Annotated in this window: 20 protein-coding genes and 1 pseudogene; 7 read left to right on the top strand and 14 right to left on the bottom strand. The window is 43.6% G+C overall.

The features are described from left to right. Nucleotides 1-21: 21 nt before the first annotated feature. The 8 genes from MNQ98_RS16390 to MNQ98_RS16425 form a co-directional block, all read right to left on the bottom strand. Complete coding sequence (locus MNQ98_RS16390; protein ID WP_241929218.1) at nt 22-1,368, bottom strand: MATE family efflux transporter; 1,347 nt, start codon at nt 1,366-1,368, stop codon at nt 22-24. Nucleotides 1,369-1,419: 51 nt separating this feature from the next. Then, nucleotides 1,420-1,725: an ArsR/SmtB family transcription factor gene (locus tag MNQ98_RS16395; protein ID WP_241929219.1), complete on the bottom strand. Its 306-nt coding sequence runs from the start codon at nt 1,723-1,725 to the stop codon at nt 1,420-1,422. Nucleotides 1,726-1,914: 189 nt separating this feature from the next. Then, complete coding sequence (mgtE, locus tag MNQ98_RS16400) at nt 1,915-3,252, bottom strand: magnesium transporter (RefSeq protein ID WP_241929220.1); 1,338 nt, start codon at nt 3,250-3,252, stop codon at nt 1,915-1,917. A gap of 19 nt (nt 3,253-3,271) precedes the next feature. Continuing rightward, the gene (gene mgtE, locus MNQ98_RS16405) at nt 3,272-4,639 is read right to left on the bottom strand and encodes a magnesium transporter (RefSeq protein ID WP_241929221.1); all 1,368 of its coding nucleotides are present in this window, start codon (nt 4,637-4,639) and stop codon (nt 3,272-3,274) included. A 311-nt stretch (nt 4,640-4,950) separates the two neighbouring features. Beyond that, nucleotides 4,951-6,750: an oligoendopeptidase F gene (gene pepF / locus MNQ98_RS16410; protein ID WP_241929222.1), complete on the bottom strand. Its 1,800-nt coding sequence runs from the start codon at nt 6,748-6,750 to the stop codon at nt 4,951-4,953. A gap of 117 nt (nt 6,751-6,867) precedes the next feature. Beyond that, nucleotides 6,868-7,572 carry a hypothetical protein gene (locus tag MNQ98_RS16415; RefSeq protein ID WP_241929223.1) on the bottom strand — a complete coding sequence of 235 codons (705 nt, stop codon included), beginning with the start codon at nt 7,570-7,572 and terminating at the stop codon, nt 6,868-6,870. Beyond that, nucleotides 7,565-8,089 carry a sigma-70 family RNA polymerase sigma factor gene (locus tag MNQ98_RS16420; protein WP_481856773.1) on the bottom strand — a complete coding sequence of 175 codons (525 nt, stop codon included), beginning with the start codon at nt 8,087-8,089 and terminating at the stop codon, nt 7,565-7,567. The genes MNQ98_RS16415 and MNQ98_RS16420 overlap by 8 nt, the downstream gene beginning before the upstream one ends. Nucleotides 8,090-8,562: 473 nt before the next feature. Then, nucleotides 8,563-9,504: a helix-turn-helix transcriptional regulator gene (locus MNQ98_RS16425; RefSeq protein WP_241929225.1), complete on the bottom strand. Its 942-nt coding sequence runs from the start codon at nt 9,502-9,504 to the stop codon at nt 8,563-8,565. Between the two features lie 264 nt (nt 9,505-9,768). Here MNQ98_RS16425 and MNQ98_RS16430 point away from each other — a divergent pair, with 264 nt between their 5' ends. The 5 genes and pseudogenes from MNQ98_RS16430 to MNQ98_RS29750 all read left to right on the top strand — a co-directional run bounded on the left by MNQ98_RS16430 (nt 9,769) and on the right by MNQ98_RS29750 (nt 14,165). Continuing rightward, complete coding sequence (locus tag MNQ98_RS16430) at nt 9,769-10,092, top strand: hypothetical protein (RefSeq protein WP_241929226.1); 324 nt, start codon at nt 9,769-9,771, stop codon at nt 10,090-10,092. 76 nt (nt 10,093-10,168) lie between these two features. Next, entirely contained in the window at nt 10,169-11,266 is a 1,098-nt protein-coding gene (locus tag MNQ98_RS16435) for a DNA alkylation repair protein (RefSeq protein WP_241929227.1), read from the top strand. A 64-nt stretch (nt 11,267-11,330) separates the two neighbouring features. Further along, a complete protein-coding gene (locus MNQ98_RS16440; protein ID WP_241929228.1) occupies nt 11,331-12,194 on the top strand; it encodes an NAD(P)-dependent oxidoreductase in 864 nt (287 codons plus the stop codon). A gap of 165 nt (nt 12,195-12,359) precedes the next feature. After that, nucleotides 12,360-12,734, top strand: a complete 375-nt coding sequence (locus MNQ98_RS16445; protein ID WP_241929229.1) for a BlaI/MecI/CopY family transcriptional regulator — start codon at nt 12,360-12,362, stop codon at nt 12,732-12,734. Nucleotides 12,735-12,738: 4 nt separating this feature from the next. Next, nucleotides 12,739-14,165: pseudogene (locus tag MNQ98_RS29750) on the top strand (M56 family metallopeptidase). Between the two features lie 146 nt (nt 14,166-14,311). Here MNQ98_RS29750 and MNQ98_RS16460 read toward each other — a convergent pair. After that, the gene (locus tag MNQ98_RS16460) at nt 14,312-15,229 is read right to left on the bottom strand and encodes an EamA family transporter (protein ID WP_241929230.1); all 918 of its coding nucleotides are present in this window, start codon (nt 15,227-15,229) and stop codon (nt 14,312-14,314) included. 101 nt (nt 15,230-15,330) lie between these two features. Here MNQ98_RS16460 and MNQ98_RS16465 point away from each other — a divergent pair, with 101 nt between their 5' ends. Continuing rightward, nucleotides 15,331-16,260: an AraC family transcriptional regulator gene (locus MNQ98_RS16465; protein WP_241929231.1), complete on the top strand. Its 930-nt coding sequence runs from the start codon at nt 15,331-15,333 to the stop codon at nt 16,258-16,260. Between the two features lie 61 nt (nt 16,261-16,321). Here MNQ98_RS16465 and MNQ98_RS16470 read toward each other — a convergent pair whose 3' ends face one another. The 5 genes from MNQ98_RS16470 to MNQ98_RS16490 form a co-directional block, all read right to left on the bottom strand. Continuing rightward, complete coding sequence (locus MNQ98_RS16470; protein WP_241929232.1) at nt 16,322-18,409, bottom strand: peptidoglycan D,D-transpeptidase FtsI family protein; 2,088 nt, start codon at nt 18,407-18,409, stop codon at nt 16,322-16,324. A 339-nt stretch (nt 18,410-18,748) separates the two neighbouring features. After that, nucleotides 18,749-20,494 carry an ABC transporter ATP-binding protein gene (locus MNQ98_RS16475; RefSeq protein ID WP_241929233.1) on the bottom strand — a complete coding sequence of 582 codons (1,746 nt, stop codon included), beginning with the start codon at nt 20,492-20,494 and terminating at the stop codon, nt 18,749-18,751. Then, nucleotides 20,487-22,253 (bottom strand): ABC transporter ATP-binding protein, encoded by a 1,767-nt coding sequence (locus tag MNQ98_RS16480; RefSeq protein ID WP_241929234.1) that lies wholly within the window; start codon nt 22,251-22,253, stop codon nt 20,487-20,489. The genes MNQ98_RS16475 and MNQ98_RS16480 overlap by 8 nt, the downstream gene beginning before the upstream one ends. A gap of 38 nt (nt 22,254-22,291) precedes the next feature. Beyond that, a complete protein-coding gene (locus MNQ98_RS16485; protein WP_241929235.1) occupies nt 22,292-23,260 on the bottom strand; it encodes an ABC transporter substrate-binding protein in 969 nt (322 codons plus the stop codon). A gap of 244 nt (nt 23,261-23,504) precedes the next feature. Then, on the bottom strand, nt 23,505-24,503 hold the full coding sequence (locus tag MNQ98_RS16490) for a helix-turn-helix domain-containing protein (protein ID WP_241929236.1): 999 nt from the start codon (nt 24,501-24,503) through the stop codon (nt 23,505-23,507). Between the two features lie 218 nt (nt 24,504-24,721). Here MNQ98_RS16490 and MNQ98_RS16495 point away from each other — a divergent pair, with 218 nt between their 5' ends. Next, a complete protein-coding gene (locus MNQ98_RS16495; protein ID WP_241929237.1) occupies nt 24,722-25,537 on the top strand; it encodes a MerR family transcriptional regulator in 816 nt (271 codons plus the stop codon). Nucleotides 25,538-25,553 lie beyond the last annotated feature (16 nt).

Here is a 25,553-nt window from a genome sequence, read left to right on the forward strand (position 1 = left end):
ATGACCTTCCTTTATGACTTGTTATAAATGAATGGCTTGCGGAACATTTATATTGCGCAAAGATTTTCTAAACCAGAAGACCAGAATGACACCCTTAAACACACTACTCAGTGCAATCGACATCCACACCCCATTTAAACCAAACGGTTCGGATAAGATCAAAGCTAGCGGTATTCGTAACGCAGTAAATAAAATACTAAATATCGGCGGAATATGTGTCTTACCAATGCCGTTAAATGCACCTACGGTCATCAGTTCCATACACATGAACAATTGGGAGAAACCGATAATTCGCATGTAATCCGTTCCTAACTTTAAACTAGCTTCATCAGATAGAAACAGTGAAAAGAGTTGTTGTGGAAATAAGATGAATACAAGTGAAATGAAAGTACCAAATACAGATGTCAGCAGCAATGCTTTGCGATACCCCTGCTGAATTCGATCCAATTGACGAGCTCCGTAATTTTGTCCAAAAAAGGCAGCAATAGCCCCCTGTAGGCCACCGATGGTCATATAAGAGATGGATTCAATTTGTATCCCGACCTTTTGAACCGCAATGGCGTCAGCACCCCACCGCACAATGATCTTCGCAATGATGATCGATATAATCGTAAAAGTAACCCGCTGAATCGTAATCGGAAGCCCCATTCGGATTACTTGTTTCATGAGATGGCTATCCCAAACCGACGATTTAGACATAAATTGGGAACTTCTTGTTTGGATTATAAACAGCACGGTCACTAATACATTGGCCGTCAGAGTGGCAATCGCTGCCCCTGCAACTCCCCAACCCTCAAAACTGCCCACTCCAAATATTAAGAATGGATCGAGGATGATATTCAAAATGAGACCAACTGAAAAAATATGAAACGGCTGCTTACTATTTCCCATAGCATTCAAAATGGTTGCATATAAGGTGTTTAGGATTGAGAATACGATACCTACTATTGAAATCAATAAAAATTGCTTCGCCATCAACTCAACTTCATCACTTCCAAGATCAAAGAAACCAATAAGATGGTCCTTAGTCAATACGATAAAGACCATGTAGAGAAGCCCTAATACAACAGACATAACAAATCCGTTCTTCACATATGACCTAGCTTGTTCTACCTGACCGGCTCCCATACAATGTGAAACCTTGATCCCTGTACCGATCGTTATCATTGTCGCTAAAGCAATCGCTAAATTGATGAAGAAGCTTGCCGTGCCAATCGCTGCAACAGGACCGCTCCCTAGCCTTCCTACCCATATCATGTCGACAAGACCATAGGTTGTAGATATGAAGTTGGTTGCAATGATGGGAATCGTCAATTTCATCAAAGTAGGCATAATAGGACCTTGGGTCAAATCATTTGTGCCCTTCATGTCTAGTTACTCCTTCTTGCTTTAATGTAAAAACCGACCACAAGGGTCGGATCAAAGCGGATAAAAAATACAGCACAGCTGTTCAGATAATAGTCCTCTGACTTCTTCGTTGTTTAGCTCATAAAAGTTCCATTTTCCAATGCGTTCCAGAAGTATAAGATTTGCATCAAGTAACATTTTTAAATGATAAGACAGTTTCGACTGAGGCAGATCAAGCATGTCGGTTAATTCGCACACACAAACTTTACCTCTTTGGTTTAATTCATAAATGATTCTTAACCGATTTTTATCGGAAAGAGCTTTAAATTTCTGTTCGTAAACGCTCAAGATGTCCTCTTCAATAATAGGAACCTTCATGTTGTCACCTCAACTTCCCATCAATTATTTTTGATGCGTCAATTGTAGCAAGTCATATGATACACGTCAAGCATCAGTTTTTTTTGATGCGTTCCATTTCGATTGTAGTATAGTATCAATGGAGACATTCTCAGCAATAGTCTATTTTAAAACATCTATCTTTATCTAATTGATTTGATTAATATTAAGCTATATTTGAAGCACTATTTTGGCAACCGTGAAGTAAATAATAAGTCCGGTGCCATCCACTAGCGTAGTAATAAAAGGACTCGATACGACCGCAGGGTCTGCCTTTAGCTTATACAATATTAATGGTAAAATTGCTGCCACAAAGGACGCCCAAATGACGATAGTCATTGCTGAAATACTGACAACAAGTCCAACGTTCCAATCTACCCCAAGTATTAATGCTCGACCATAAGCTATCAATGAAATCGTGGCACCCGTCAATAAACCTGTGGTTACTTCCTTCTTTACGACTTTAAATAGATCCCTCAATTGGACTTCACCGACAGCAAGTGCCCGTACCAGAGTCGACACCGTTTGCGTTCCTGTGTTTCCACCCGTTCCAATCAGTAATGGAATAAAGAAAGCCAATGCAATTACTTCAGATAACGTCTCCTCATAGTGTCTCAGAACAGTTCCTGTATAGGCCTCCGCTACAAATAAAATTAATAACCAAATGATACGTTTTCGATATAATTGAAATACGGACGATTTTAAATAAGGTTCAGCAAGAGGTTGACTTCCGCCCAGCTTCTGAATATCCTCTGTCGCCTCTTCGTGAATGACATCGATTAAATCATCGACTGTGATTACGCCAATTAAGCGCTCTTGCTTATCAACTACAGGTAGAGCTACTAAATCATAACGGGTTAGCAGCTCGGCTGCTTCCTCTTGCCCCATAGTAGCGGGTACTGAAATCACTTCTCCCATTACAATTTCTGATATTTGGGTCTGGGGTTCAGTTAGTATGATTTTCTTCAACGAAATTACACCTAGCAGCTCCCCTTTATTTCCGGTGATATAAACATAGGAGGTAATCTCTGCTTTATGACCAATTTTCCGGATATGACGTAATGTTTGCTCTAATGTCCATGTATTGCGTGCAGCAATATAATCGACCGTTGCCAGACTACCTGCGGTATGTTCAGGAAAGGTCATCAAAGTCCGAACTTTTTGACCATAATCCACCGGAAGTAGAATGAGCAGCTTTTCGGCTTGATACCGATGTATGGCAAGCATCATATCAGCTACGACGTCGCTAGACATCTTGTTGAGAACCTTCGTTGTCAGTACTTCCTCCAAATAATTTAGAATGCGATACTGTAATACCGGTTCAAAATATTCCAATATCTCTGCAGACATGGCAGGATCCAATATCTCAAACAATTTAATTTGTTCCTTGCTCTCAAGTTGCTCTATACATTGAGCCAGATCAAAAGGTCTGAACGATTCAATATAGTTTTTTATGAACTTAACATCTGAATTCTCTATCATATCTCTCATTTCTTCGATCTGGATCATTTATGTCTACTCCTTCATGTTAGGATGTTGCAAATGGTATAAGAAGATTGGCGACGCTATAATAAATGAATAATGCTACGATGTCGGTTAAAGTTGTTACCACGGGTCCAGAAGCAATTGCAGGATCTATATTCAGACGTTTAACGATTAAGGGAAGTATTGCTCCGGTTATCGTTCCGAACAGAACAGATATAAATAGTGCCAAACCTACGATAGTGCTAAACATCAGCGATGAATCCAATAATAGGATTGACAGCACGGTAGCGAAGACCCCACAAACGAACCCCGTCAGCACACCAATGCCCGCTTCTTTTCCAAGTAAATACCAACTGCCCTTACCGCTCACCGGACTCACACTCATTCTTCTAATGACAACAGATAAGGATTGAATTCCGCCGTTACCCGACATTGCTAGTATTACCGGGATAAATAGTGCTAGCGTCGTAAAATGTTCCAGTGAGGCGATAAAAGGAGCCATGATTTTAGTCATCAGAAAGCCCAGCACCGTAAGTCCAATAAGCCAAGGCAATCTTTGGCTTACTAATCTAAATGTACTTGAAGAAAACGACAATCCACTTTTTAGCGCGGCAATATTCTGAATTCTCTGCGTCATCCGTTCTTCCAGCAAATCGAGAACATCATCAACCTTAATGATTCCAATCATGATTCCGTCTTGGTCCGTGACAGGGAGCTCATGAAGATCGTACTTTTTGATCAAGTCTGCTGCGTGGGTTTGATTAGCATGATCGTGAATAGAGATGATATTCGTGTTCATGAGCATCTCCATCTTGCTGTCTGATCGGGCTCGCAATAGTTGATGTATCGATACAACACCGATCAAGCGAAGGTCCTGATTGGTAACATACAGAAAATAATAATAATTGTCCTCGCTCGATAGACGTAACCGACTCAGTACCGCCTCAACAGTATCCGCTCTATCTACGATTTGAAATACAGTATGAATAAGTGTACCCGAAGAGTTAACTGGGTACTTCATGATCCGCTCCACCTTTGTTCTAACTTCCGGCTGCATAGCATCCAATAGTGAAACGGCTTTACGCTTCGATATGGATCTTAGGAAAGCCGCTGCTTCGATCGAGACCATAAAGTTCAGCATTTCCGTAGCATAATTAGAGTCAAGATACGCCACTATAAGCCTTCGATCGTCCAAACTCAGTTCTTGAAATATACCGGCAAACTCACTCGGTTTTAGAGACTTAAGAACTGTTTCACGCTTCCTTTCATTCAGTCCCAAAAAGAATGCTGCTTGGTCTGAAACATGTAGACTTAGAAAAGTTAAGATGAATTGCTCAATTTCGTTGGATGCTAGAGACAATCGAAGGCGATTCGTAATTTCATCATTCTTTCTTATGTAAGTGGAATTCATAGTGATTGCTTCCTTCCTTCGATTATCATAAAAAACCATCTTTAATAAATCTTGTTATTATGAGCTTTCTATAGAATTTACGGAATCTTCATGACATATACCTAAAGGGTTATACCGAGTCTGTAGTAACTGTTCCAGTTTCACTCGTTTGAATAATCCTATTGTTATCATCATAATAATCAATGCTCAATTGACCATAAGAAAAAGAGTCCTTAAAAATTAAGGACCCCTTAAAACAGATTTAAATTATTTCAACATAAGTACTAATGCTTCTCTTTTAAAATAAGGCATTCTCCCGAGAATAGGGTACCTTAATACAAGCTCTCCAGCTCATCAATAAGTGAACCTACGTAGGCTGCGGCGCTGCGAATCGGATCAGGCTGTGACATGTCCACACCTGCCAGTTTCATCAGTTCGAGCGGGCTCATAGATCCTCCGGCTTTTAACACTTCGAGCCATCGATCCACGGCAGGCTGCCCTTCCTCTCTTATGAGCTGTGCTACAGCAGTGGAAGCAGTAAGACCAGCTGCATATGTATAAGGGTACAAACTCATATAGTAATGCGGTTGACGCATCCAGGTTAACTTGGCATCCTCATCGATAACCACATCCTCTCCCCAGAACGAAGACAGGATATCTCCCTTCAACTCACACAATTTCACGGCAGTAATCGGTACATTTTTCATAGCAAGATCGTAGACCCGGCGCTGAAGCTCTCCTTCAAGCAAATGGGTTACAAAGTTGTGGAAATAGGTGCCGAGCAACTGGGAAATAACCCAGCGGCGCATTCTCGGATCGTTAGAACGTGCCAGCAAATGATCCACCAGCAAGAGTTCGTTCATCGTTGAAGGAGCTTCAATGAAATACAGCGAAGGTCTGGAGTTCGTCAAACGCTGATATTTGCTCGCCAGCATTAGATGACCGGCATGTCCCACTTCATGGGCCAGCGTAAAGGCACCTCTCATGCTATCGGCCCAGCTGATCAGAATATAGGAATGGACTCCAGGAATTGACATGCAGAACGCACCCGTTCTCTTCCCTGCGTTATCCGCGTAATCCACCCAACGATTATTAAAGGCATCCGATACGATCTCCCCGTATTCCGGACCAAGGATGGTTAAGGCTTCCTTGATCAGATCCCCTGCTTCCTGAAAAGAAATGCCAGGACTAAAATCAGGATCAAGCGGAGCTTTCAGATCTGCAAACGTCATCTCGTCTAAATGGAGCACCCGTTTTTTGAGTGCGGCATATTTTCGCATATGAGGCGCAAGCTCTTCCTGCAGAATATCCAAAATGTTGTTGTACATTTCCGTTGAGACTTGCTGCGGCGTCAAGAGCATATCCGTAACGGAGTCATATCCGCGCAGACGCGATTCAATCACTTGGCGCTTCACTTCGGTACCGTAGGCTTCAGCAAACGTATTGCGGTATTTGTACAGTGTCTCGCTAAAGGCTTTAAACGAATTACGGCGCAGCTCAGTGTCCGAAGATTCAACGTACTTGTTCTCATAAAGTGCAAACGAAACTGGCACTTCTTCCCCTCGGCCGTTCTCTGTAGACGGGAATGTCATATCTGCCAGCTTGCTGCGCTCATAGATACGGTAAGGCGCCCCTAATACTTCGCCAAAAGAAGCAAGAACCTTTTCCGTCTCCGCTGTCAATCTGTGCGGCTTGGTTTGCAAAAGCAATCCGAGACTGCGTTCGAACACCCGAAGTTCGGGCTGTTCTTTTATGTACTGGTCAATCGTTCCTTCTGGAAGCGCAATAATCTCGGATTTGATAAAGGAAAGAGCTGAACTGACTACTGAAGCAAGATCGCGCGCTTTTGCAGCGTTCATCTGATTCTCGGGACTGATGCTGTCTCCAGATTGATGCAGATAAGCATAGGCTCCTACACGGTTGATTCTGCCTTGCAGTTCTTCCTGTGCATTAAGACAGGCTAGCAGTGTATCTGCTCCTTCTCTGAGTCTTCCTTCATATTTCGTAACAGAGGAGATGTCCTTCTGAACAGCGTTTAATTCTTCTTCCCATGCCTCTTTTGTTTCAAAGATATCATTCAAATTCCATGTTGATTCCGTATCCACTTCTGCTCGGGTTAAAATTTTCGACATACGCTAAGCACCTCTCCCATGTTATTAATTGACCAATGTATGGCACCAATAAATCCCATTGTATCATAGATTCGTAAGCCTAAAGAGGTCATTTTAACCATGACCTCTCAATGTTAATTATTTTGTTGAAAATCCCAACTTCCAATTGCCTTTTATCTCCAAGCGTGCATCTCCCTTACTATGTTCAAAAAATGAATTAATGACTATAGTAAATGTGTCGTCAGAGCCTAAGAATTCTTTATCAATGACAAGGCTTGCTTTAAACTCCCTTTTTGTGGGATTTTTGTTTTCTACTTCTGTAAGTAATTTGTGGCTGTCTTCAATGTCAAAGCTGAATTCCTTTGATGCTAGAGGTTCGACTAGAATTTGCTCCGCAGTAACTTCGACTCCAGAATGACTTATAACTTTAAATTCACCGAATGTTAAGGCTTCAGCCATAATATAAGGTGCTTTATCTGCTTGTTCAAAAGTAACGGTGATTGGTAAAACAAAATGGTTGTTTTTCACGTTCAAGTCGGAAACCATAACACTTATTTCATCTGTCGTTTGATAGTACTCCGTACCTATAACTGCACCTTTCCAATTCGTAATGTCCTTGAAAAAACCTTGAAGTGAACTTGCGAAACCAGGATTAACTGCCGCCGTTAAACTAATTGATAAAACAGCTACCGCAGCTACACCTCCTAGACCTTTTATAGCTTTATTCTTTATTCCTCTTCCCTTCATTTCAGAACTTGCTGCTTTAATCCCTAGTTCACTTCTTTCATGTAATTCTTTTGGGATTTCAATTTTTTCTAGTTCTTGTTTTATTCGATTACTCATACATACCCGCCTCCTTCACTTGTTTACGTAGCTTATCTAATGCACGATATAATACGGATTTTGCTGTTCCTAAGGGAATTTCTAATATCTCTGAAATTTCCCTGAAGGTTTGATCATAATAAAACCTTAGAAGAACAATACTTTTTTCATCTTCATTTAACGTATCTACTAATTCTTGAAGTGATAACGAGAGTGGAATATCTTCATCATCCGAACCTACAAATTCTTCATATCCTGGCTTTAAATGAACTACTTTCTTGCGTTTTCGAAGAAGATCGATCGAACAACTAATAGCAATTTTCGTTAACCATGTTTTGAAATACTCTGGATTCTTCAATGTATTGATCTTTTTAAACGACAGGTAAGCTGTTTCTTGAACCACATCCAACGCATCGTCTTTGTTTTTGACATACACATAAGCGATACGATATAAATCTTCCTCATATTGTTGGAATAGTTTTAAGAATGCTTTATCGTTTCCCCTTTGTGCCTTTCTGACTGTCCGAATGATACCAATCACCTTCTTACTCTGTTTAATTTCTGACTTACACCCATTAGACGGAGAACTATTTAGTTTGGCTTAAATTTCCGAAAAAAATAGTTTTGCAATATTGTCGCAAAAAAACTGAGCATAAAATTTGCCCAGTCGTCACATCTTTTCAAATAACTTGCCTTAGTCAATCATTATCTTTCTATAAATGCTTATTTGATGTTCTTCCATACAATTATCCAATTAATGATTTTAGAAAACCAATCTCACTTAAGAATGTTTTCTACGTGATAATCCGAATATCCAAAGAAGGAAAGATCCACTATTAATACTACATGATATTTTATTGATAAATTTAGTAAATCGATGAACATGACACCACTTGCTTATAAAAAGAATCAGTTGGAACAAAGAACGAACTCGGTAGGCGTATAAATGCCACTAAACGAAAGTAGGCGACATCTCCTGGATGCCGCCTATCTTGTGTGCACTTCCCTCTATTATTCGTATTGTCTGATTAGCTCCCGGAGCTTGCTTTGTATTTGTTCGCGCACCACTTGTGGACGCTTCACGTTTGCCTCCATGCCAAAGCCGAGGAAAAAATGTACCGCCCATGGTACATACGATGCGCTCATGTTTGTACAAATCGTACCTGAGCCGTCCTCACGCAGATCGATCCACCGTGTTAACCATAAGTCTGATTGGCATCGTCTCACACCCTCCGGTGTCAAATCCACCTCAAGATCCAACGTATCAATCTCATCCATTCGCATGATCCATGACTGAATGTGCTCCTCAGTCGTATTCAATTTCATGCTTTGGTCGCCCTCGAGCGAAAAATCCTTCACTCGATCCACGCGAAACACTCGATAATCCCCTGCCATGAAACAGTAAGCCTGACAGTACCATAACCCGTTCATCGTATATATCCCGAGTGGTTGAATCATCCGTTCTCTTCTCGAAGATGCTTCGTACATGATTGTGACGACACGCTGATCCAGTGCAGCCTCGAGCAACTCCTTCAAGAAAGAAACTTCCATCTCATGCGGAGGAACCCAAAATACAAGCCGTTGTTGCATACTTTCGATCTTTTGCTTAAGCTCACTCGACAGATAATGAAAAAACTTATGCAACGCGGTATCCACTTCATCTTTGAAGGGGAGAAATTTGTAATTACGTAACGATTGACAGGCAAAAAACAACGCGATCGCTTCATGTTCCGTAAAGCTGATGGGTGGCAGCACCTTCTCGCGTAGGACGCGATAACCGCCCCTGGGCCCTGCTTCGGAATAGAGCGGCACGCCCAGTTCACTCAGCTCCATCAAATCGCGAATCATCGTTCGGCGCGAAACGCCGCATTCGTCTGCCATCTCCTGTATCGTAAACTTCTTGCGTTCATTGACCATCATCATAAGTTGAATGAGTCGCTGTGCTTTGTGCATGGACCGCTCTCTCCTCTTAACAACCCAAATAATAGTGCCATCAGTTGTCACTATTATCCCGTATGCTTAACCTTGAAGTCAATGTTTACACACCAAGGAGGATTCGGATATGCAATCAGATGAATTGACATTTTCGTAACTTGGAAGTTACCAATCTGCGTTTTTGATCTTTTCGGCAGGATAAAGATTATGTAGAAAGTTCCTACCATAATCAGGAGTAGTAAATGGAATCTTCAAATATGAAAACGAGGGGAGATTTAAAAAATGGAACAAGTTAATCAACACTACGTGATGGAAATGGTTTTGTTCAGGTTGAAGGAAGGTACGGATAAAAATAGTTTTTGTCAGGCGGCTGCCGCACTCACAGAGGTACTGCAAACTGAGTTTTCTGGCTTTAAAACGCGCACTTTGCTGCATACACCAGACGAAACCCAGTGGACGGACATCATATACTGGTCCGATATGGAGATGGCATTAACAGCGATGAACCAACTCAAGTCAGTTCCTGCTTTCCAAACATTTGTGTCGATGATTGATTCAAGAGAGATCATGCTACAGCATCTGATCCCTGCTAATTTGAGTATGTAGGGAATTTGTGCAGGTGTCAGGGCGGCAACGTTGTCACTTGGCATGATGAAGATAATTCCAAGAAAGGTGATGAAGCATGGGAGACACATTTGCGGGTAAATATACTCCGGATTTTTTCAACCAATTTATAGCTATCGTCAAACTCAAGTATCCGGCATTTGATTCAACAAGGTTTCTGAAATTGATCTATGATGATCGCTGGGAGCAGGAACAATTGAAACAGCGTATTCGGCATATAAGCAGCTCATTACGATCGACCCTACCTGCGTCCTATAATGACGCACTGTCGGTATTGACCCAAATCGCTCCCGAATGTAGAGGAGTCGAATACTTGTTCTTTCCAGATTTCGTGGAAGTATACGGGCTTGACGATTGGACAGCTTCCATTCCCGCATTGGAATGGTTCACCCGCTTTTCCAGTTCGGAGTTCTCCGTTCGTCCTTTTATTGTGCAAGATCCTGTTAGAATGATGGACCAAATGCTGCAGTGGGCAAACCATACTGATCATCACATCAGACGGTTAGCCAGCGAGGGCTGCCGTCCTAGATTACCCTGGGCGATGGCCCTGGACATATTCAAAGCTGATCCATCCCCAATTATTCCAGTATTGAAAAAACTCAAACGAGATTCATCTGTCTACGTGCAGAAAAGCGTTGCTAATAATCTGAACGATATATCCAAGGACCATCCTGAACTGATCATACAACTCGCCCGCGATTGGCACGGAGAAAACCTGCAGACCAATTGGATTGTCAAACACGGATGTCGCGGTTTGCTCCGAAAAGGAGATCAAGATGTGCTTTCCTTGTTCGGCTTTGAGATATCGCCGGATGTGACGGTAAGTGGATTGTCGCTGGACGAAGAGACGCTGGAGATCGGCCAAACTCTCCACTTTTCTTTTTCGATCCGAACCAACTCCTCTGTATCCCAGCGGCTACGGGTCGAATACGCGATTGATTTTGTTAAAGCCAACCGTACGACATCGAGAAAGCTATTCAAGGTAACAGAACACAACTACGACAAAGTGGAGCGACAATACATACGTGCCCATCATTTCAAGGATTTGACGACCCGAAAGCATTATCCGGGCAAACATCGGCTATCCGTAATCATAAATGGAAAAGAGCTAGCGGCAACGGATTTTTACATAACCGCTACCTCAGAGCCCTCGTGAGAATGATCGTAAACAATCAAGTCGATGCCATCAATTTAGAACTTTATGACATGGAGGAAATAATATGAGGAATGTATCAGTAATCGGATTGGGATCAATGGGTGCATCACTGGCTCAAGTGTTGCTTCAAAATGGCTATCGAGTGACAGTATGGAACCGAACGAGCGCTAAGGCGGAGCCGCTCGTCAAAAAAGGAGCTCTCCTTGCCCCCAGTGCGGCTTCTGCTATAAGCGCAAGCACGGTGTCAATTATCTGCGTCTCTGACTACAAGACTTCATACGGTATTTTGGATACAGAGGAGGTCAGAGATGTCCTTGCGGGTCGCGTTCTTATCCAGTTGAGTACAGGCAGCCCCCAGCAAGCACGCGACAATGAAGCATGGGCTCGCGTACACAATGTGGGATATCTCGACGGAGCAATAGCGGCTTCACCGCCCCAGATGGGCAAACCGGACGCTACAATCTTCACGTCAGGTTCCATGACCGCTTTTCAACAGAGTGAACCGTTTCTGAAATGTCTAGCCGGAAATGTGCCTTATCTTGGTGAGCAGGTTAGTGCAGCATCTTCGACAGAATTGGCGTTTCTTTCATACCTATTCGGTTCGTATCTCGGATTTTTTCATGCGGCACGCATCCTTGAATCGGATGGTCTACGCGTAGATGCTTTCGGATCTATGATCGCTCATGTCTCGAAGGTTGTCGGTGAGGTTATCAAGTATGAGAGTGAAGTGATTCAAACAGAAACTTACGATAACCCACTGAGTTCTGTTGATATGTGTATGACGACAGTGGAACTCCTCATGGAACAAGCTCGTGAAGCTGGAATTAACAATGAATTTCCGGTGTTTGCTCAAGGGCTTTTTAAGAAGGCCTTGGACTCTGGCTACGGACAGGAGGAACTCGGTGCCCTTATTAAAGTAATGCGATAGAACTGATTTCCCCCTCTCTTCTTCCTGTGTGGATTGGAGAGGGTTTTTGCTGTCTCTATATAGCCAGCTTGTTTGGTGAGAAATCGTCCGTTGACAAACATAGATTATGATTGTAATCTAATGAAAAGAAATAGACTACACTTGTAATCAAAGGAGGTATTACGTGTGGATGAGCAACCGCGAATCTCAGATGCGGAGTGGGAGATTATGAAGGTAATCTGGACTAAATCACCTGCTACTGCATCAGATGTCATTCTTGCGCTACGAGACCACAAGACGTGGAAAGACAAGACGGTCAAAACCTTACTCAACCGACTCTTGCAAAAGGGAATTCTCACGTTTGAACAGATCAACCGAGTCTATTATTACTCTCCTGCACGAAGTGAAGAGGAATGCAAACGTACAGAACGCCAATCCTTTTTGCAACGCGTGTATGGTGGCGCACTAAAGCCGATGCTGGTTCACTATTTACAAGAAGAAAAGCTCTCCTCCCAAGAGATTGACGAGTTGAAGAAAATCCTTTCCGAAAAGGAGAAATAACCTGGTGGATTGGAATTCAGTAACGTTTTATCTCAATCAAGCATTTTCGTGGACACTGCATAACTCCATTCAGGCCAGCTTTCTCGTCTTGCTGATCTTGATCTGCAAGCAGCTTGGCAAAGAGCGACTGCCCGTCAGATGGCACTACGCCGTATGGTTCCTTCTCGTATGGAAACTGGTAGTTCCGTGGTCGGTCGATAGCTCTGTTAGTTTGTTCAACTGGCTGCCCACGCCGTCTTTGGACAGGATCCAGGAAGCTCACCCGCTAACGTCATCTGGTTCTTATCAGCCTACTGAAGCGGCCTATCCGCATAATTCCATCCTCCACCGAGATACATACCTTTCTACTGAAGCGGGCTTTTCATGGTTCAGCGTCCTTTCTCTCATCTGGATCGGCGGGGTCATGATTCTTGCTGTCACCACGATTTACACCACATACAGATTTCTTTCTCGGGTAAAAGACGATTCGACTGTTCAGGATCAAACTATTTTGCGAGTCTATTCCCAGTGCAAACAGCAGATGGGCGTCACCACACCCATACCTTTGCGGATGAGTCACCGAATGACGAGCCCTGCTTTAATGGGATATGGCGACCGCAAATTTGGCTTCCTGCAAGCATTTTGGAAAAACTCGACGAGCAAGAGCTACGGCACATTTTATTGCATGAGCTAGCGCATTGGAAAAGACGAGATATTGGCGTGAACAGCATCATAAGCATGCTCCTGATTGTAAACTGGTTTAACCCGCTGTTATGGTACGCCGCTTCCCGCATGCGCCAAGATCAGGAAATGGCTTGTGATGCTTTGCTCCTTACTTATTTGAAGGAAACGGAAGTACCGCGCTACGGCCACACCATGATCAAAATGCTCGAGCTATACGCAGAGCCAAAACAAATAAGCATCACAGCCGGATTTTCCAGCTCCAAAAAACATGTAAAAAGGAGAATCATAATGATTAGTCGGTTTAAAAAACGGGCTTACACGTGGATGGCATCCGGTATCATTGTCGTCTTGGCTCTAGGTGTTTTCACACTTACCGATGCACAAAAAGTACTAGGTAAAGAACTCACCTTCGTCACACCAGTGGCAGGCGACATCCGCAGCACGCCTGATCAAAAGGGAATCAACATCATTAACAGTTTGAATACGCCTGCAGAAGCAGCCGCAGCTGGCAAGGTGCTCAAGGCGGAATACAATACCACACTGGGCAACCACGTCATTCTCGTGCATGAAGACGGATATCAAACCGTTTATTCTCACTTGGAAAAACTGGAGGTTACCGCTGGAGCTACTGTTACCCAAGGTCAGCTCATCGGTCTATTAGGTAGTACTGGGCGAAGCACGGGACCGCACCTGAACTTCCAGATTCTCAAAAACGGCACGCCCGTCGATCCAATGCAGTTTTTGGTGACCGAAACAACAAAAGAGTAGCCATGGAGCCACTCTTTGTAACAAGGACAGCTCCTGATGGGCTGTCTTTTTCATATCTCATTAAAAAACCGTGACGGTCCTCTATAATTGTTCCAACAATCCGAATCGATGCTCTATAAATTGTTTTAAATGCTGCCGTAGTAGCATTATTCCGAATCTGTAGAATTTGTTGTAGCTATAAAGACTATGATCCCGATGATACAAGTTGCACCCAACCACTGAAACCCTTCAAAAGGTTCCTTTAACCAAACTACCGTTGTGAGAACGGCTGCCAGCGGCTCCAGACTACCTAGGAGACTTGTTTCCTTCGGCGAAAGACTTTGCAAGCTTTCGATATAGAACCAAAATGCGATCATTGTGCCAAATACCACAACGAATACTAAATATAGATAGCCTTCAACTGTAAGCAGATTAAAATCAATTTTCCACGGCGGATGGATAAAGCTTAAGGCAACACCGCCAATGATCATTGCCCAGCCGACAACGACAAGCGAATCAAATTTCTCTAGAAGTGGAACGGCATATAACGTGTAGAATGCTAAAGCCGCACCTGACAAAACACCCCATACGATGGCAGCGGCTGGAACAGATAATTGAGAAAAAGAGCCATTGGTTAGCAGGAGAAAGCAACCGACCAATGCAAGCGAAACAATCAACATATCTTGACGCTTTAGCATAGCTTGTTTACGTAGAATTAAATAAAAAATAATCATAACAGGTGCCAAATATTGCAATAGCGTTGCAACAGCCGAATTTCCTAGTTTAATGGAAGCCATATATGTGTATTGTACGGCAAGCATGCCAAATAGCCCGAAGATAACCAGCTGTGCGGCTGTCTTTTTATGTTTCCAAACATGCAGGATCTGGGAGCGGTCCTTTGCAAGATATTGAACTGTTAACAGTAATATACCGGCAATGAGCAGACGTGTCGTAACAAGCCAACTCACACTTACGCCATATTGTTGAAAGAGTTTTTGGGATACGGTACCGCCAACGCCCCAACAGATGGCTCCCGTTATGACAAGCAGTAGTCCTGTTTTTCTATTAGGTTGGTTGTTTATCATGGATGGTCCCCTTAATATAATGATATTGTTATAATAAAGAGGAACATGCTGTTTTCATACCATAATCGTATATTAAAATATAAAGATATTGAGGTGATGGCTTGCAGATCAAAAATATCATGATTGATCAAAGCTTAAAGGAACTAACAGAACATCGTACAGTCGAGTTACCCGTCGCCTGTTATGAAACAACAATAAATCACAATATATATGGCTATATCCCTCTCCATTGGCATGATGAATTGCAGTTTGTATACATTGTGCGAGGCGAAGCTCTTTTTCAAATCAATGATGAAGAAATGGTCATTCGGGAAGGTGGAGGGTTATTTATTAATAGTGGTTGTTTGCACATGGCAGAAGATTGGAACGATACCCGTTGCACGTATATCTGTTTGAACGTTTCTCCGCAATTTGTTTTACCCAAGGAGCTTCACGCTTCTTATGTATATCCCTATATTCAAGCAACGAATGTTCCTTACTATTTTTTAAGTCCTAGCGAAAGCTTTGGAAAGGACATATTAGATGCGATCATAAAAATAAATCAATGTATTGAGAAAAAACCTCCACGGTATGAGGTGGACATATCGGTTATGCTGACTTTTATATGGCGTAGCATTGTATCGAACACCCCTCAAATAGAAAACGATCAGAAGGAAAACATAAGTTATCAAAGAATTAAACGAATGTTGAACTGGATACATCAGCATTATACAGAGAAGATCAGGCTCGAAGATATTGCTAAAGTTGGCCAATTAAGTCGTTCTGAAACATGCCGTTATTTCAAACGAATGATAAAAACGTCACCGCTAAGTTATGTCATCGAATACAGAATCCAACAAAGCTTAGACCTGCTTCGGCGTCCGGAATCAAATGTAACCGAGGTTGCCTATCAAGTCGGATTTAATAGTACAAGTTATTTTATTGATAAATTTAGTAAATCGATGAACATGACACCTCTTGCTTATAAAAAGAATCAGTTGGAACAAGGGACGAACTCGGAAGGCGTATATATTCCTGCTGATGGAATATAAAGTGAGGCTGATATGTAAATCCTTCAATTCGGCCAAAACACATGGGAATTAAGAAGCTGTGTTACCTTGTGGTGTCTGGTGTCGATTCGCCAGATTCGTTAACCTCGCCTTCTTCAGGCGTCTCGGCTTTTTTGGGATGCGGCGTACCGTCCAATCCGTATACTTCGTCATAGGCATCGAAGATTTTCCGAGCAACAGGCGCGGCGCTGTAGGCGCCAAAGCCACCTTCCGGAATAATGACGGCTACGGCAAGTTTTGGATTCTCCCGCGGCGCAAATGCAATGAAGACACCGTTGTCGGTGGTATATTTTTTGCCTTTAGGAAAAACATTTTGTTGCGAAGTACCCGTTTTCCGTGCGAAGTCATAGCTAAAATCGTTAAAAGAAGGCAGATTTTGAGTGTTCATCCCCTTGATGACCTCGTCCCAGTACTTTTGCGGCAATTCCACTTTGTTCAGGACTTCACGGCCATATTTCTTAATTACATTTCCTTTTTGATCCTCGATTTTGCTGACCATCTGCGGTTTGATCCGGCTTCCCTGATTGGCTAACGTTGCAGTGTACTGAGCCAGCTGAAGCGTTGTATATGCTCCTCCTTGACCGAAGGATGCAAATGCAAGTGAAGCAATAGGACTACCTGCTGCCTCGTAATTTTCATACTCAGCTCTGCCGCGATGTTCTTTCGGAAGTCCAGACTCCGTAGAAACACCTAGTCCAAATTCTTTCATATACTTGCCCCAAACGTCGATTCCTTTAATACCGTACTTCCCAAATAACTTCTCTCCTACCCAATCGATCATAAAAGCATTCGAGGAATTCTGAATAGCTCCTTTCGGCTTGATTGGGCCCAACGCTTTGCCTCCTGAGTTACTTACATTCGCGTTAGTATCATTTGCAATTTGAGCTGATCCTTTGTCGTAATAGTAGTCATTTACACCAAATAAGCCTTCGTTGAGACCAATGAGGACACTCAGTGGCTTAATTGTGGAACCCATAAGCAAAACGGACTCCAGATTATTGCCTGATCGTCCTGAATTGTACGGTGAAATCGTTCCGTTCCCATAGAATTTTTCCACACTGGCCCAATCATCTGTTCCGTCCTTCCACACATTTGGGTCGTAGTCAGGGATGCTTGCCATTGCTACCACATTCCCTGTGTCCACTTCCATCGCAACGGCATATCCGGTCAATGCATCGGGATGGGTTTTGCCTGAAAAGGGCGTTGTCCGAAGCCAGATCAGCTGATCCACAATCGCCTGCTCCGTCGCCATTTGAATCTGCTTGTGAATTGTTGTATACACATTATGACCCTTCTTCGGGGCAATCATCACCGGTTCTCCATCGATCATATTTTGTGGATTAATCGGGATGCTAATATAGCCGTTTTTCCCGCGCAGTTCATCCTGAAACATCATTTCCAGACCATCCACGCCGACGCGTTCCGACTCCGTATATTTCAGACCGGGATCTTCCTGGGTCTTGTTTAGCTCCTCAATCATTGCATATTTTTCGAGAGTTTTAACTCCTTTAAATTCCTTTAGGTAACCAATCGCCTGAACGGCCACCGTGTCGGTATCGTAAAACCGTATGTTCTCCTCGATAATTTTAATGCCCGGAAAGTCTTCCTTGTTTTCAATAAAATAAGCAACCTCATCCTCTGTCAAATCACCCTTAACCCGCCTTGGTTCATAGCCTCCCTGCTTATTTGACTTCAAATCCAGCTCTTTAATGACTTCTTTCTTTGTCATTTTTACTGTTTTCGGATCACCATGTTTTTCAAACACCTCAACAACCCGATTGGCAATTTCATCAATCTCCGGGTAATTTTCAAGCCCTTTGTCGTTAGAAGGGTCATAGTTTTTAAGAAGCGTTACATACAGCGCATTTGATGGCTTGGAATAAGCCAAAGGGGTTCCGGCAACATCGAGTATGCTACCACGGATCGGCTGCAGAGGGAAATTTTTCGTTCGGCCGCTGGTTTCCTGCTCTGTAAGTTCCGGTCCCTCTACAAACTGCAATATTGCAAGCCGGATAATAATGACACTGAAAATAACAAATGTGGTGAAGAAGAATATATTAATTCTTAAATTAAACTGACTACTGGCATCTCCTTCATCTTGCTTTCGTTTGCCTGCCTTAATAAAGTTCATCCTAAGTTTCTCCCCTTTGTTCACGTTCACCATAATATTCATGTTGTGCGCTAACAGGAGTCTGCCTGAATCGAGTGTATTTCCTATTCCTTGTAATTAACACCTCAAAATACATATTAGTTACATAATATTTTATAAGAATTGATAATAAGATCTGTGGATGCTTGATTCATACCTATTTACGTTTGGCACGCCCTCGATCCAATGCAGCTTTTGATAACCGAAACAATAAAAGAGTAGCCATGGAGCCACTCTTTGTAACAAAGACAGCTCCTGATGGGCTGTCTTTTTCATATCTCATTAAAAACCGTGACGGTCCTCTATCGTTGTTCTCCTAGATTATACTTCAGAAACTTGTTGTACCTTGATCCTCCATCCCCCTAGTCTCTGCTGCTCTTGCCACAATCTGTCGTATATTCCGCCCATGGACAAAAGTTCCTCATGTCTGCCTGCTTCCACAATCCTTCCCTGATCTACAACTAGAATCCGGTCTGCCGCCTGGATTGTTTTTAAGCGATGAGCGATGACTAGCACCGTTTTACTATAAGCCAGCTTGCTGATTGCTCTTTGTAAATGCACTTCATTTTCCGGATCAAGGGAAGCGGTAGCTTCGTCGAGAATGACGATAGGAGCATCCTTGAGAATAGCCCGAGCTATTGAAATACGCTGCTTCTCTCCACCTGATAGCGCTGCCCCACCCTCCCCGGCAACGGTGTCGTATCCTTGCGGTAAATTTATGATAAAATCGTGACAATGCGCTGCTTTGGCCGCTTCAATTACCTCTTCAGTTGTAGCATCCGGTCTGCCCTTTCGGATATTGGCTGCGATCGTTTCATTAAATAGATAGGGCTGCTGCTGAACCGTGCTTACCATGGCCAGGAGTTCATCGCTTAGCATAGCTCTTACATCGATGCCTCCAATCTTCACAGCACCTCCCGTTACGTCCCAAAAACGCGAAACCAAACCGGCAATCGTCGATTTTCCCGAACCAGAGGGTCCGACCAATGCGACCAAATTGCTTTCAGGAACCTGAAATTGAATCCCGTTCAAAATCTCCTTGTCTCCATAAGAAAAATGCACGTCCTCTAACTCGATATCGAACGAGGAAGGACGCTGTGGATGCTCCGGTTCAGGTAGTACGGATTCAGCAAACAGTTCGCGAATACGCTCTCCAGCAGAAGCCATATAACGCATTTGTGTCAGCGCTGTTCCCGCCGACCGTAATGGCTGATAAAACTTCATGCTTACCACAAGGAAAATCAGGAATATGGACGTATCCAGGACGCCGCCTGCCAATAAGAAACTACCAATAAATAGTAGAAACACAAATCCAAGCTCCAAAATAATGGAGAACAGCATGACAACTGGAGAGGTTATCACTTCGACCCGGATGCTATCGTCTCTAAGCCGTGCCATCGCGTTGTCTAACCGCGAAAACCGCTGTCCTGTCTGATTATGAGCTTTGATCAGCCGGATCGTCTGAACGTATTCCAGTAGCCGAGAGTTCACTGCAGCTGCCGCTTCCTGCCGCTTCTTGCTCCTCTTGCTCATCAGACTCTGAGACCAGAATAAGAGAGGAAGCGCCAGCGGTACGGATACGAGCACGGCAAGAGCCAGCCGCCAATCAATGAACAGTAGAAATAGCGCACTGACGACTGGCAGGATAATTGAACCAATGACTTGATTAAAGAGATGAGTCAATATCATTTCTACTTCATCCACATTAGCCAGTAAGGTATGGCTGATATCGCCTTGGTCTCGCCGGGAAAAATAGCCCATGGGCAACTTCCTCAGATGCTCACCTAGACGCAGGCGGACATCTTTCATAATGGAAGCTCCGCTGCTTTGAGCCTCAATCTGGCCACGACTGGCAAATAGCGCCTGAAGGGCAAACATCCCTACCAACGATGCCGACCACCAAAGAATTTGTTTTAGCGTTACCTCACCTTGAAACAAAGATGCCAGAATAAAATATAAAAGACCGGCGGGAGCTGCGTTAGCGATCATTTCAAGCACGGTATACAAGGTAGCCCGAGATAATAATTTGCCAGATTCTCCTGTAATTAAACGGATGGTTTTAAACATGGGATTCCTCCTTTCCTTCCAGCGACCAATCTCCGGCTTCCCTGTGGGCCTTCCACATGCTGGCGTACAGAGGGCAGTGCTCAAGCAGCTCCGTGTGGGTTCCCGTTCCAATGACATGCCCGTCGTCAAAGACGACAATACAATCCACATCTGCAATCGTGGAAAGCCGATGTGCAATAACTACAACCGTCTTACCCTGCAGTAGACTGCTTAACGCAACCTGTATTTTCGATTCATTCTCTGCATCGGCAAAAGCAAAAGCTTCATCGAGAATCAGGACTGGAGAGTTCTTCAGAATAGCGCGGGCAATCGCAAGTCGCTGGCGTTCCCCTCCGCTTAAAGGAATTCCACCATCGCCTATCTGCGTATCGTAGCCGTCAGGCAGCGCGATAATGAATTCATGAGCCTGAGCTGCTTGTGCCGCTTGAATCAGCTCGGTATCGTCAGCAGCATTTTTACCCATCCGCAAATTAGCAGAAACGGTATCACTAATCACTGGCACGTCCTGAAATACAAACGACACCATATCCATCAGTTGCTCCGGTGCGATGGAACGAAGATCGATACCTCCGAGCGTTATTTCTCCATTAGCTGGATCGAAGAAACGGGCGATTAACTGGGCGGCGGTCGATTTACCCGCTCCGGATGGACCAACAAAGGCAGTTACCTTGCCATGCCCCGCGTTTAGATCGACCCCTTTCAATACCTCCCGGTTGCCGTAGGAGAAATGAACCTTTTTGAAATCAATATCAAACCGCTGTGGTTGATGTGCCGTGGAGTGTTCAAGTACTGACTGTTCTTCTTCCGCAAGCACAGCTTCAATGCGACGAACACTTTCCAGATTGTTCTGCATCATGTGGCTAAGCGTTGAAATTTGCCGTAGTGGTGCGGTTAGCCCAACACCTAGCAGCAGGAAGAGCAGCAAGACAGAGAAATTAATCCCATGATGACTATATAACCAGAGCCCCGCAGGCATGATAAATAGCAGCCCCGATTCCAGCAACAGCAGAAATAAGACATATAACGGTGTCTTTCTGCGGGCGATTTGCGTCCATAAGTCTGCATAATTCTCCACGGAGTCATGATAACGGGCAAACGAATGTACCGTTTGGTTAAACGACTTGATGACCGGCATCGCATGGACAAATTCTACGATCGCTCCGTTCATGTTTTCTGAAAGATCATGCATCCGTTTCATATCGTCGCTTCGTCTACCGCGTGCTGTCATCAGTCCCTGTACAGCAAACGCTGCAGGGATCGGAAGCAGCGCAGCAATCGCCAATCGCCAATCGACAGTGAATAGGTATGTCGCCGTTAGCAGCGGTGCTACGATTGAAGCGGTCAGATCAGGCAGATGATGTGCAATAAATGATTCGATACGCTCAACATCATCTGCGATAATCTTCTTGAGTCCCCCGGAATGCTGTGCACTGAAAAAACCAAGTGGCAGCTTTCCCAACTTGTCGATCAGACGAACACGCAAATCATACAACACATGAAACGCCGCAGCGTGTGCTAGCATCGTTGATATACCCATCAACACAAACCTAAGTAAAATAGCAATCAGTGCAATCAGTATATGCTTCTGAACCGCTGCAAAATCGACAGGGTGTTCAAGAACTACTTCCGCTAATTGATACACAATTACAAACGGAATCAAAGAACATAAAGCGCTAACTGCGGAGCTGAGACAGGACAATATCAGTTTTCCGCGCTGTTTGCCAGCCAGACGGAGCAAGAATTGAAGTGAAGTTGACATGGCATAGTCCCCTTTCTTGATGTGACGACATCTCCTGTCTATTTCTTCAGGGCCTTCATGATTTCTTCAATACCATCAATTTTTGCAAGAGCCATCGGCCCCGGAAGTGAAGGGTCTTCCAGTTCGTAAATGTGATTATTCTTCACCGCATTGAGGCCATTCCACACCTTGCTGTTTTTCATAGCCTCCTTGACGCCTCCCTGAATCGGAGTTTGCCAATTGTTAATGATGAACAGATGATCTGGGTTGAGCCCGGCCAAACTTTCTAGTGTTAAAGGCCCGTCTGATATCATACCTTCTACCGGCTTTAGTCCCAGCCCCTTATAGAAGGGATCGAATCTGCCATCCTTCCACGTAATAAACTGCTCCTTGCCACCGTACATTGCAAACATTACGGATTCCTCGCTGCGGAACGCCAATTGCTGTTTGTATTCAGCGGATTTGCGATCAAATTCTGCCAGCACACTTTTTGCCTTGTCCTCTTTACCGATCACTTCAGCGATTTGCTGCAGTGTATCCCTCCAATCCCCTGCTTGAGGAAATATAACGGTTGGAGCAATTTGGCTTAATTTCTCATACTGATCCTTCATGTCATCTGCGGCAATAATCAAATCTGGTTGTGCGGATAGCAATCTCTCCAAGTCAACTTCCATACCGAGATCCATGATGTCTTTCCCTTCCACACGCTTGCTGAGACTTGGAAAATTCCGTCTGATCGTATCAACACCTTGTGCGGCAATCGGATATTCATCCAAAACGGCTAGGTAATCGACAAAGGCAATATATGGCGTAGCTATTTTGATTGGCTTTGCTTCAATCACCGTCTCACCTTTTAAATGTGCAATTGTTCTTGGAAATGTAGAAGAGGTGCTATTCACCTTACCTTCAGCTTGGCTGTGCTTGTCCTTCTCCCCTACCGAAGACTCCGAATTTGTTCCTCCGCAACCTGCCACCAATCCAATCAGGGCAACAATGATGAGGAGCGAAACTATTTTTATTCCCCGCATTTCTATTCCACTTCTCCTTTTATTTGCTTTTTGTCGCTATAAGTCCCTTTAGAGCTCTTATACATCAATGACACGTTGCAAATGATATTCATTATCAATGAAATAATGATACTATGTGTTCTCTCAGCCCTTCTACCAGTAGCCGGAGTACTTTACTGGTTAGCGGGATTATCCGACAAAAAAAAACTGCTCCGAAGAGCAGTTTAAATGAAACTTCTATTTATTACCTATTCCTTTTGTTCGTCTATTGTTCTGAAGTTAGCAGAGCGGAAGTAGCAAACTGCTTGACGAGCTTGCCGGGATTGATCCCGTATTTCTCCCGGAACACCTCTGAGAAGTAGCTCGAATTGGAATAACCTACAGCGCATGAGGTCTCGTTAACGTTCAAATTGCCTTGTTGTAATAGGAGTAAAGCCTTCTCCAACCTTTTATCTCGTAAATAACCAAATACGGTTGTTCCGTACATTTCTTTAAATCCGGTCTTTAATTTAAAATCATTCATACCGATCAAGCGGGAGAGCTCAATCAGCGTTGGTGGATCTATCATACGTTCTATTATAATGTCCCGAGCTTCCCTAATTTTTTGCATATCACTTTTGGACAACTTCGTCATCCTAGAAGAACCGTCCGTCAGGAAAGATTGAAATGCCATGGATAATAGCTCCAATACGCTGCATTCGATTTCTAAATTTTTCGTGCTGCGATTTTGAAGAGATCCTAACATTCGCTGAAGTATAATAAGAGCAGCCGGATGCAGCGTTTCCTGGAAAACACGAAACGGCGATTGTCCAAGTATTCGAGTAAAATCAGCGGACCTCCCGCCACCTCCCTCTTCCATGAAATGATGAAAGGTTGAAACGGGAATACCTATGCCTAGCATGAGATAAGGTTCATTACCGATAAATTCAAAATGAGCTCCGACCTCATTCATTAATTGAAGGGTACAACTTCCCGGAACAAACTCATACTGCGCACCTTCAACTGTAATCTCTCTTCTTCCACGCAAACAGTAATTAAGCTCAACCATTGCTGTTTTCGTGACAAGAGGTAAGCTACAATCCTGACGAAATGTAAAATCGGATACAACCACATCGATATCAAAGCGTGGGACGAAACGGCGAACGAACCCCTCTCCTCTTTGCGAATGTAGTGCCATGTGTTCCGTTCGATCTTTATTCTGCCGCGGCAGTTCGAGTCCATCGAAAAAAAGATTGAAATTGTGATGAAAATCTATTCCAGTCATTACTCCTATACTCCGATCAAGTTTTTATAATAATGATAATAATAATCATTATCATTATTATATTCGAGCCATTGAATGAACCGCAACGTACATTTCATGAGGAATAACCCTATAGGTTACGCGAATGACCGGTAAACCCTTGACTCTCCCCTCAACTGGATAGTTATACTCGTAAAGACAATAGGAGAACAGAAAAAATTCATTCAGGAGAGGTATCCATGTATAAAATCAGTGAGTTTTCAAAGATTAGCCAAGTTTCCGTCAAGACCCTTCGTTACTACGACCAGTTGAATTTGCTCAAGCCAGCTCACACCGACAAGTTGAGTGGATATAGGTATTACTCGGCCGATCAAATGTTTCAACTTCACCGTATTTTAGCCTTTAAGGAATTGGGATTTTCGTTGGATCAAATTCGTCAAATGTTGGACGAGCATATCCCGCTCGAACAAATCAGAGGGATGTTTCGACTAAAACAAAGCGAGATTCAATCTAATCTAGATAAGGAACAAGCCAAACTTGAGCGAATCAAAGAACGTCTGTGTACCATCGAAAATGAGGATACCGGCCTGACATCGCAAGATGTCGTGCTAAAGGAAGTGGAGTCGCAACTTGTGATGTCTTACCGTCAAAAAACTTCCCTAAGCCAAATTCCTGAGCTTTTCAAACAGTTGGACGATTATATGGGAAACTCCGGTCAGTCTTCTCTGTCCCAATTGGTCCTTTGGCATGACTGTGTGGAAGGCGATGACGATATCGACATTGAAGTGGCTCGTCTGCTCAATCACAATATACCAAGCCACTCACCATTTACAGTAAAACGATTACCTGAAGTTCCGATGATGGCCACGCTTATTCATCACTGTCGGACAACGAGCCGCTGCACCGCAAGTACAGAATTGGCGGTGTGGATCGAACGAAACGGATATCGAATGAAGGAGAATGAGCCACGGCGTGAAATCTGTATTCCTCATGAAAGATTAAGCGATCCGGAATCTTACGTTGCCGAGGTACAGATAGCTGTCGAAAGAGCGTGACTGAAGATCATCTGGA

The organism is Paenibacillus sp. N3/727 (genome assembly GCF_022637315.1).
GTDB classification, from domain to species: Bacteria; Bacillota; Bacilli; order Paenibacillales; family Paenibacillaceae; genus Paenibacillus_AQ; species Paenibacillus_AQ uliginis.

Coding starts and splice junctions, on each gene's coding strand:
- MNQ98_RS16480 (WP_241929234.1), bottom strand. CDS start 22,253: ATGTCAACTTCACTTCAATTCTTGCTCCGTCTGGCTGGCAAACAGCGC.
- MNQ98_RS16490 (WP_241929236.1), bottom strand. CDS start 24,503: ATGACTGGAATAGATTTTCATCACAATTTCAATCTTTTTTTCGATGGA.
- MNQ98_RS16495 (WP_241929237.1), top strand. CDS start 24,722: ATGTATAAAATCAGTGAGTTTTCAAAGATTAGCCAAGTTTCCGTCAAG.
- MNQ98_RS16395 (WP_241929219.1), bottom strand. CDS start 1,725: ATGAAGGTTCCTATTATTGAAGAGGACATCTTGAGCGTTTACGAACAG.
- MNQ98_RS16475 (WP_241929233.1), bottom strand. CDS start 20,494: ATGTTTAAAACCATCCGTTTAATTACAGGAGAATCTGGCAAATTATTA.
- MNQ98_RS16470 (WP_241929232.1), bottom strand. CDS start 18,409: ATGAACTTTATTAAGGCAGGCAAACGAAAGCAAGATGAAGGAGATGCC.
- MNQ98_RS16460 (WP_241929230.1), bottom strand. CDS start 15,229: ATGATAAACAACCAACCTAATAGAAAAACAGGACTACTGCTTGTCATA.
- pepF (WP_241929222.1), bottom strand. CDS start 6,750: ATGTCGAAAATTTTAACCCGAGCAGAAGTGGATACGGAATCAACATGG.
- mgtE (WP_241929221.1), bottom strand. CDS start 4,639: ATGAATTCCACTTACATAAGAAAGAATGATGAAATTACGAATCGCCTT.
- MNQ98_RS16425 (WP_241929225.1), bottom strand. CDS start 9,504: ATGCACAAAGCACAGCGACTCATTCAACTTATGATGATGGTCAATGAA.
- MNQ98_RS16430 (WP_241929226.1), top strand. CDS start 9,769: ATGGAACAAGTTAATCAACACTACGTGATGGAAATGGTTTTGTTCAGG.
- mgtE (WP_241929220.1), bottom strand. CDS start 3,252: ATGATCCAGATCGAAGAAATGAGAGATATGATAGAGAATTCAGATGTT.
- MNQ98_RS16485 (WP_241929235.1), bottom strand. CDS start 23,260: ATGCGGGGAATAAAAATAGTTTCGCTCCTCATCATTGTTGCCCTGATT.
- MNQ98_RS16390 (WP_241929218.1), bottom strand. CDS start 1,368: ATGAAGGGCACAAATGATTTGACCCAAGGTCCTATTATGCCTACTTTG.
- MNQ98_RS16435 (WP_241929227.1), top strand. CDS start 10,169: ATGGGAGACACATTTGCGGGTAAATATACTCCGGATTTTTTCAACCAA.
- MNQ98_RS16440 (WP_241929228.1), top strand. CDS start 11,331: ATGAGGAATGTATCAGTAATCGGATTGGGATCAATGGGTGCATCACTG.
- MNQ98_RS16415 (WP_241929223.1), bottom strand. CDS start 7,572: ATGAGTAATCGAATAAAACAAGAACTAGAAAAAATTGAAATCCCAAAA.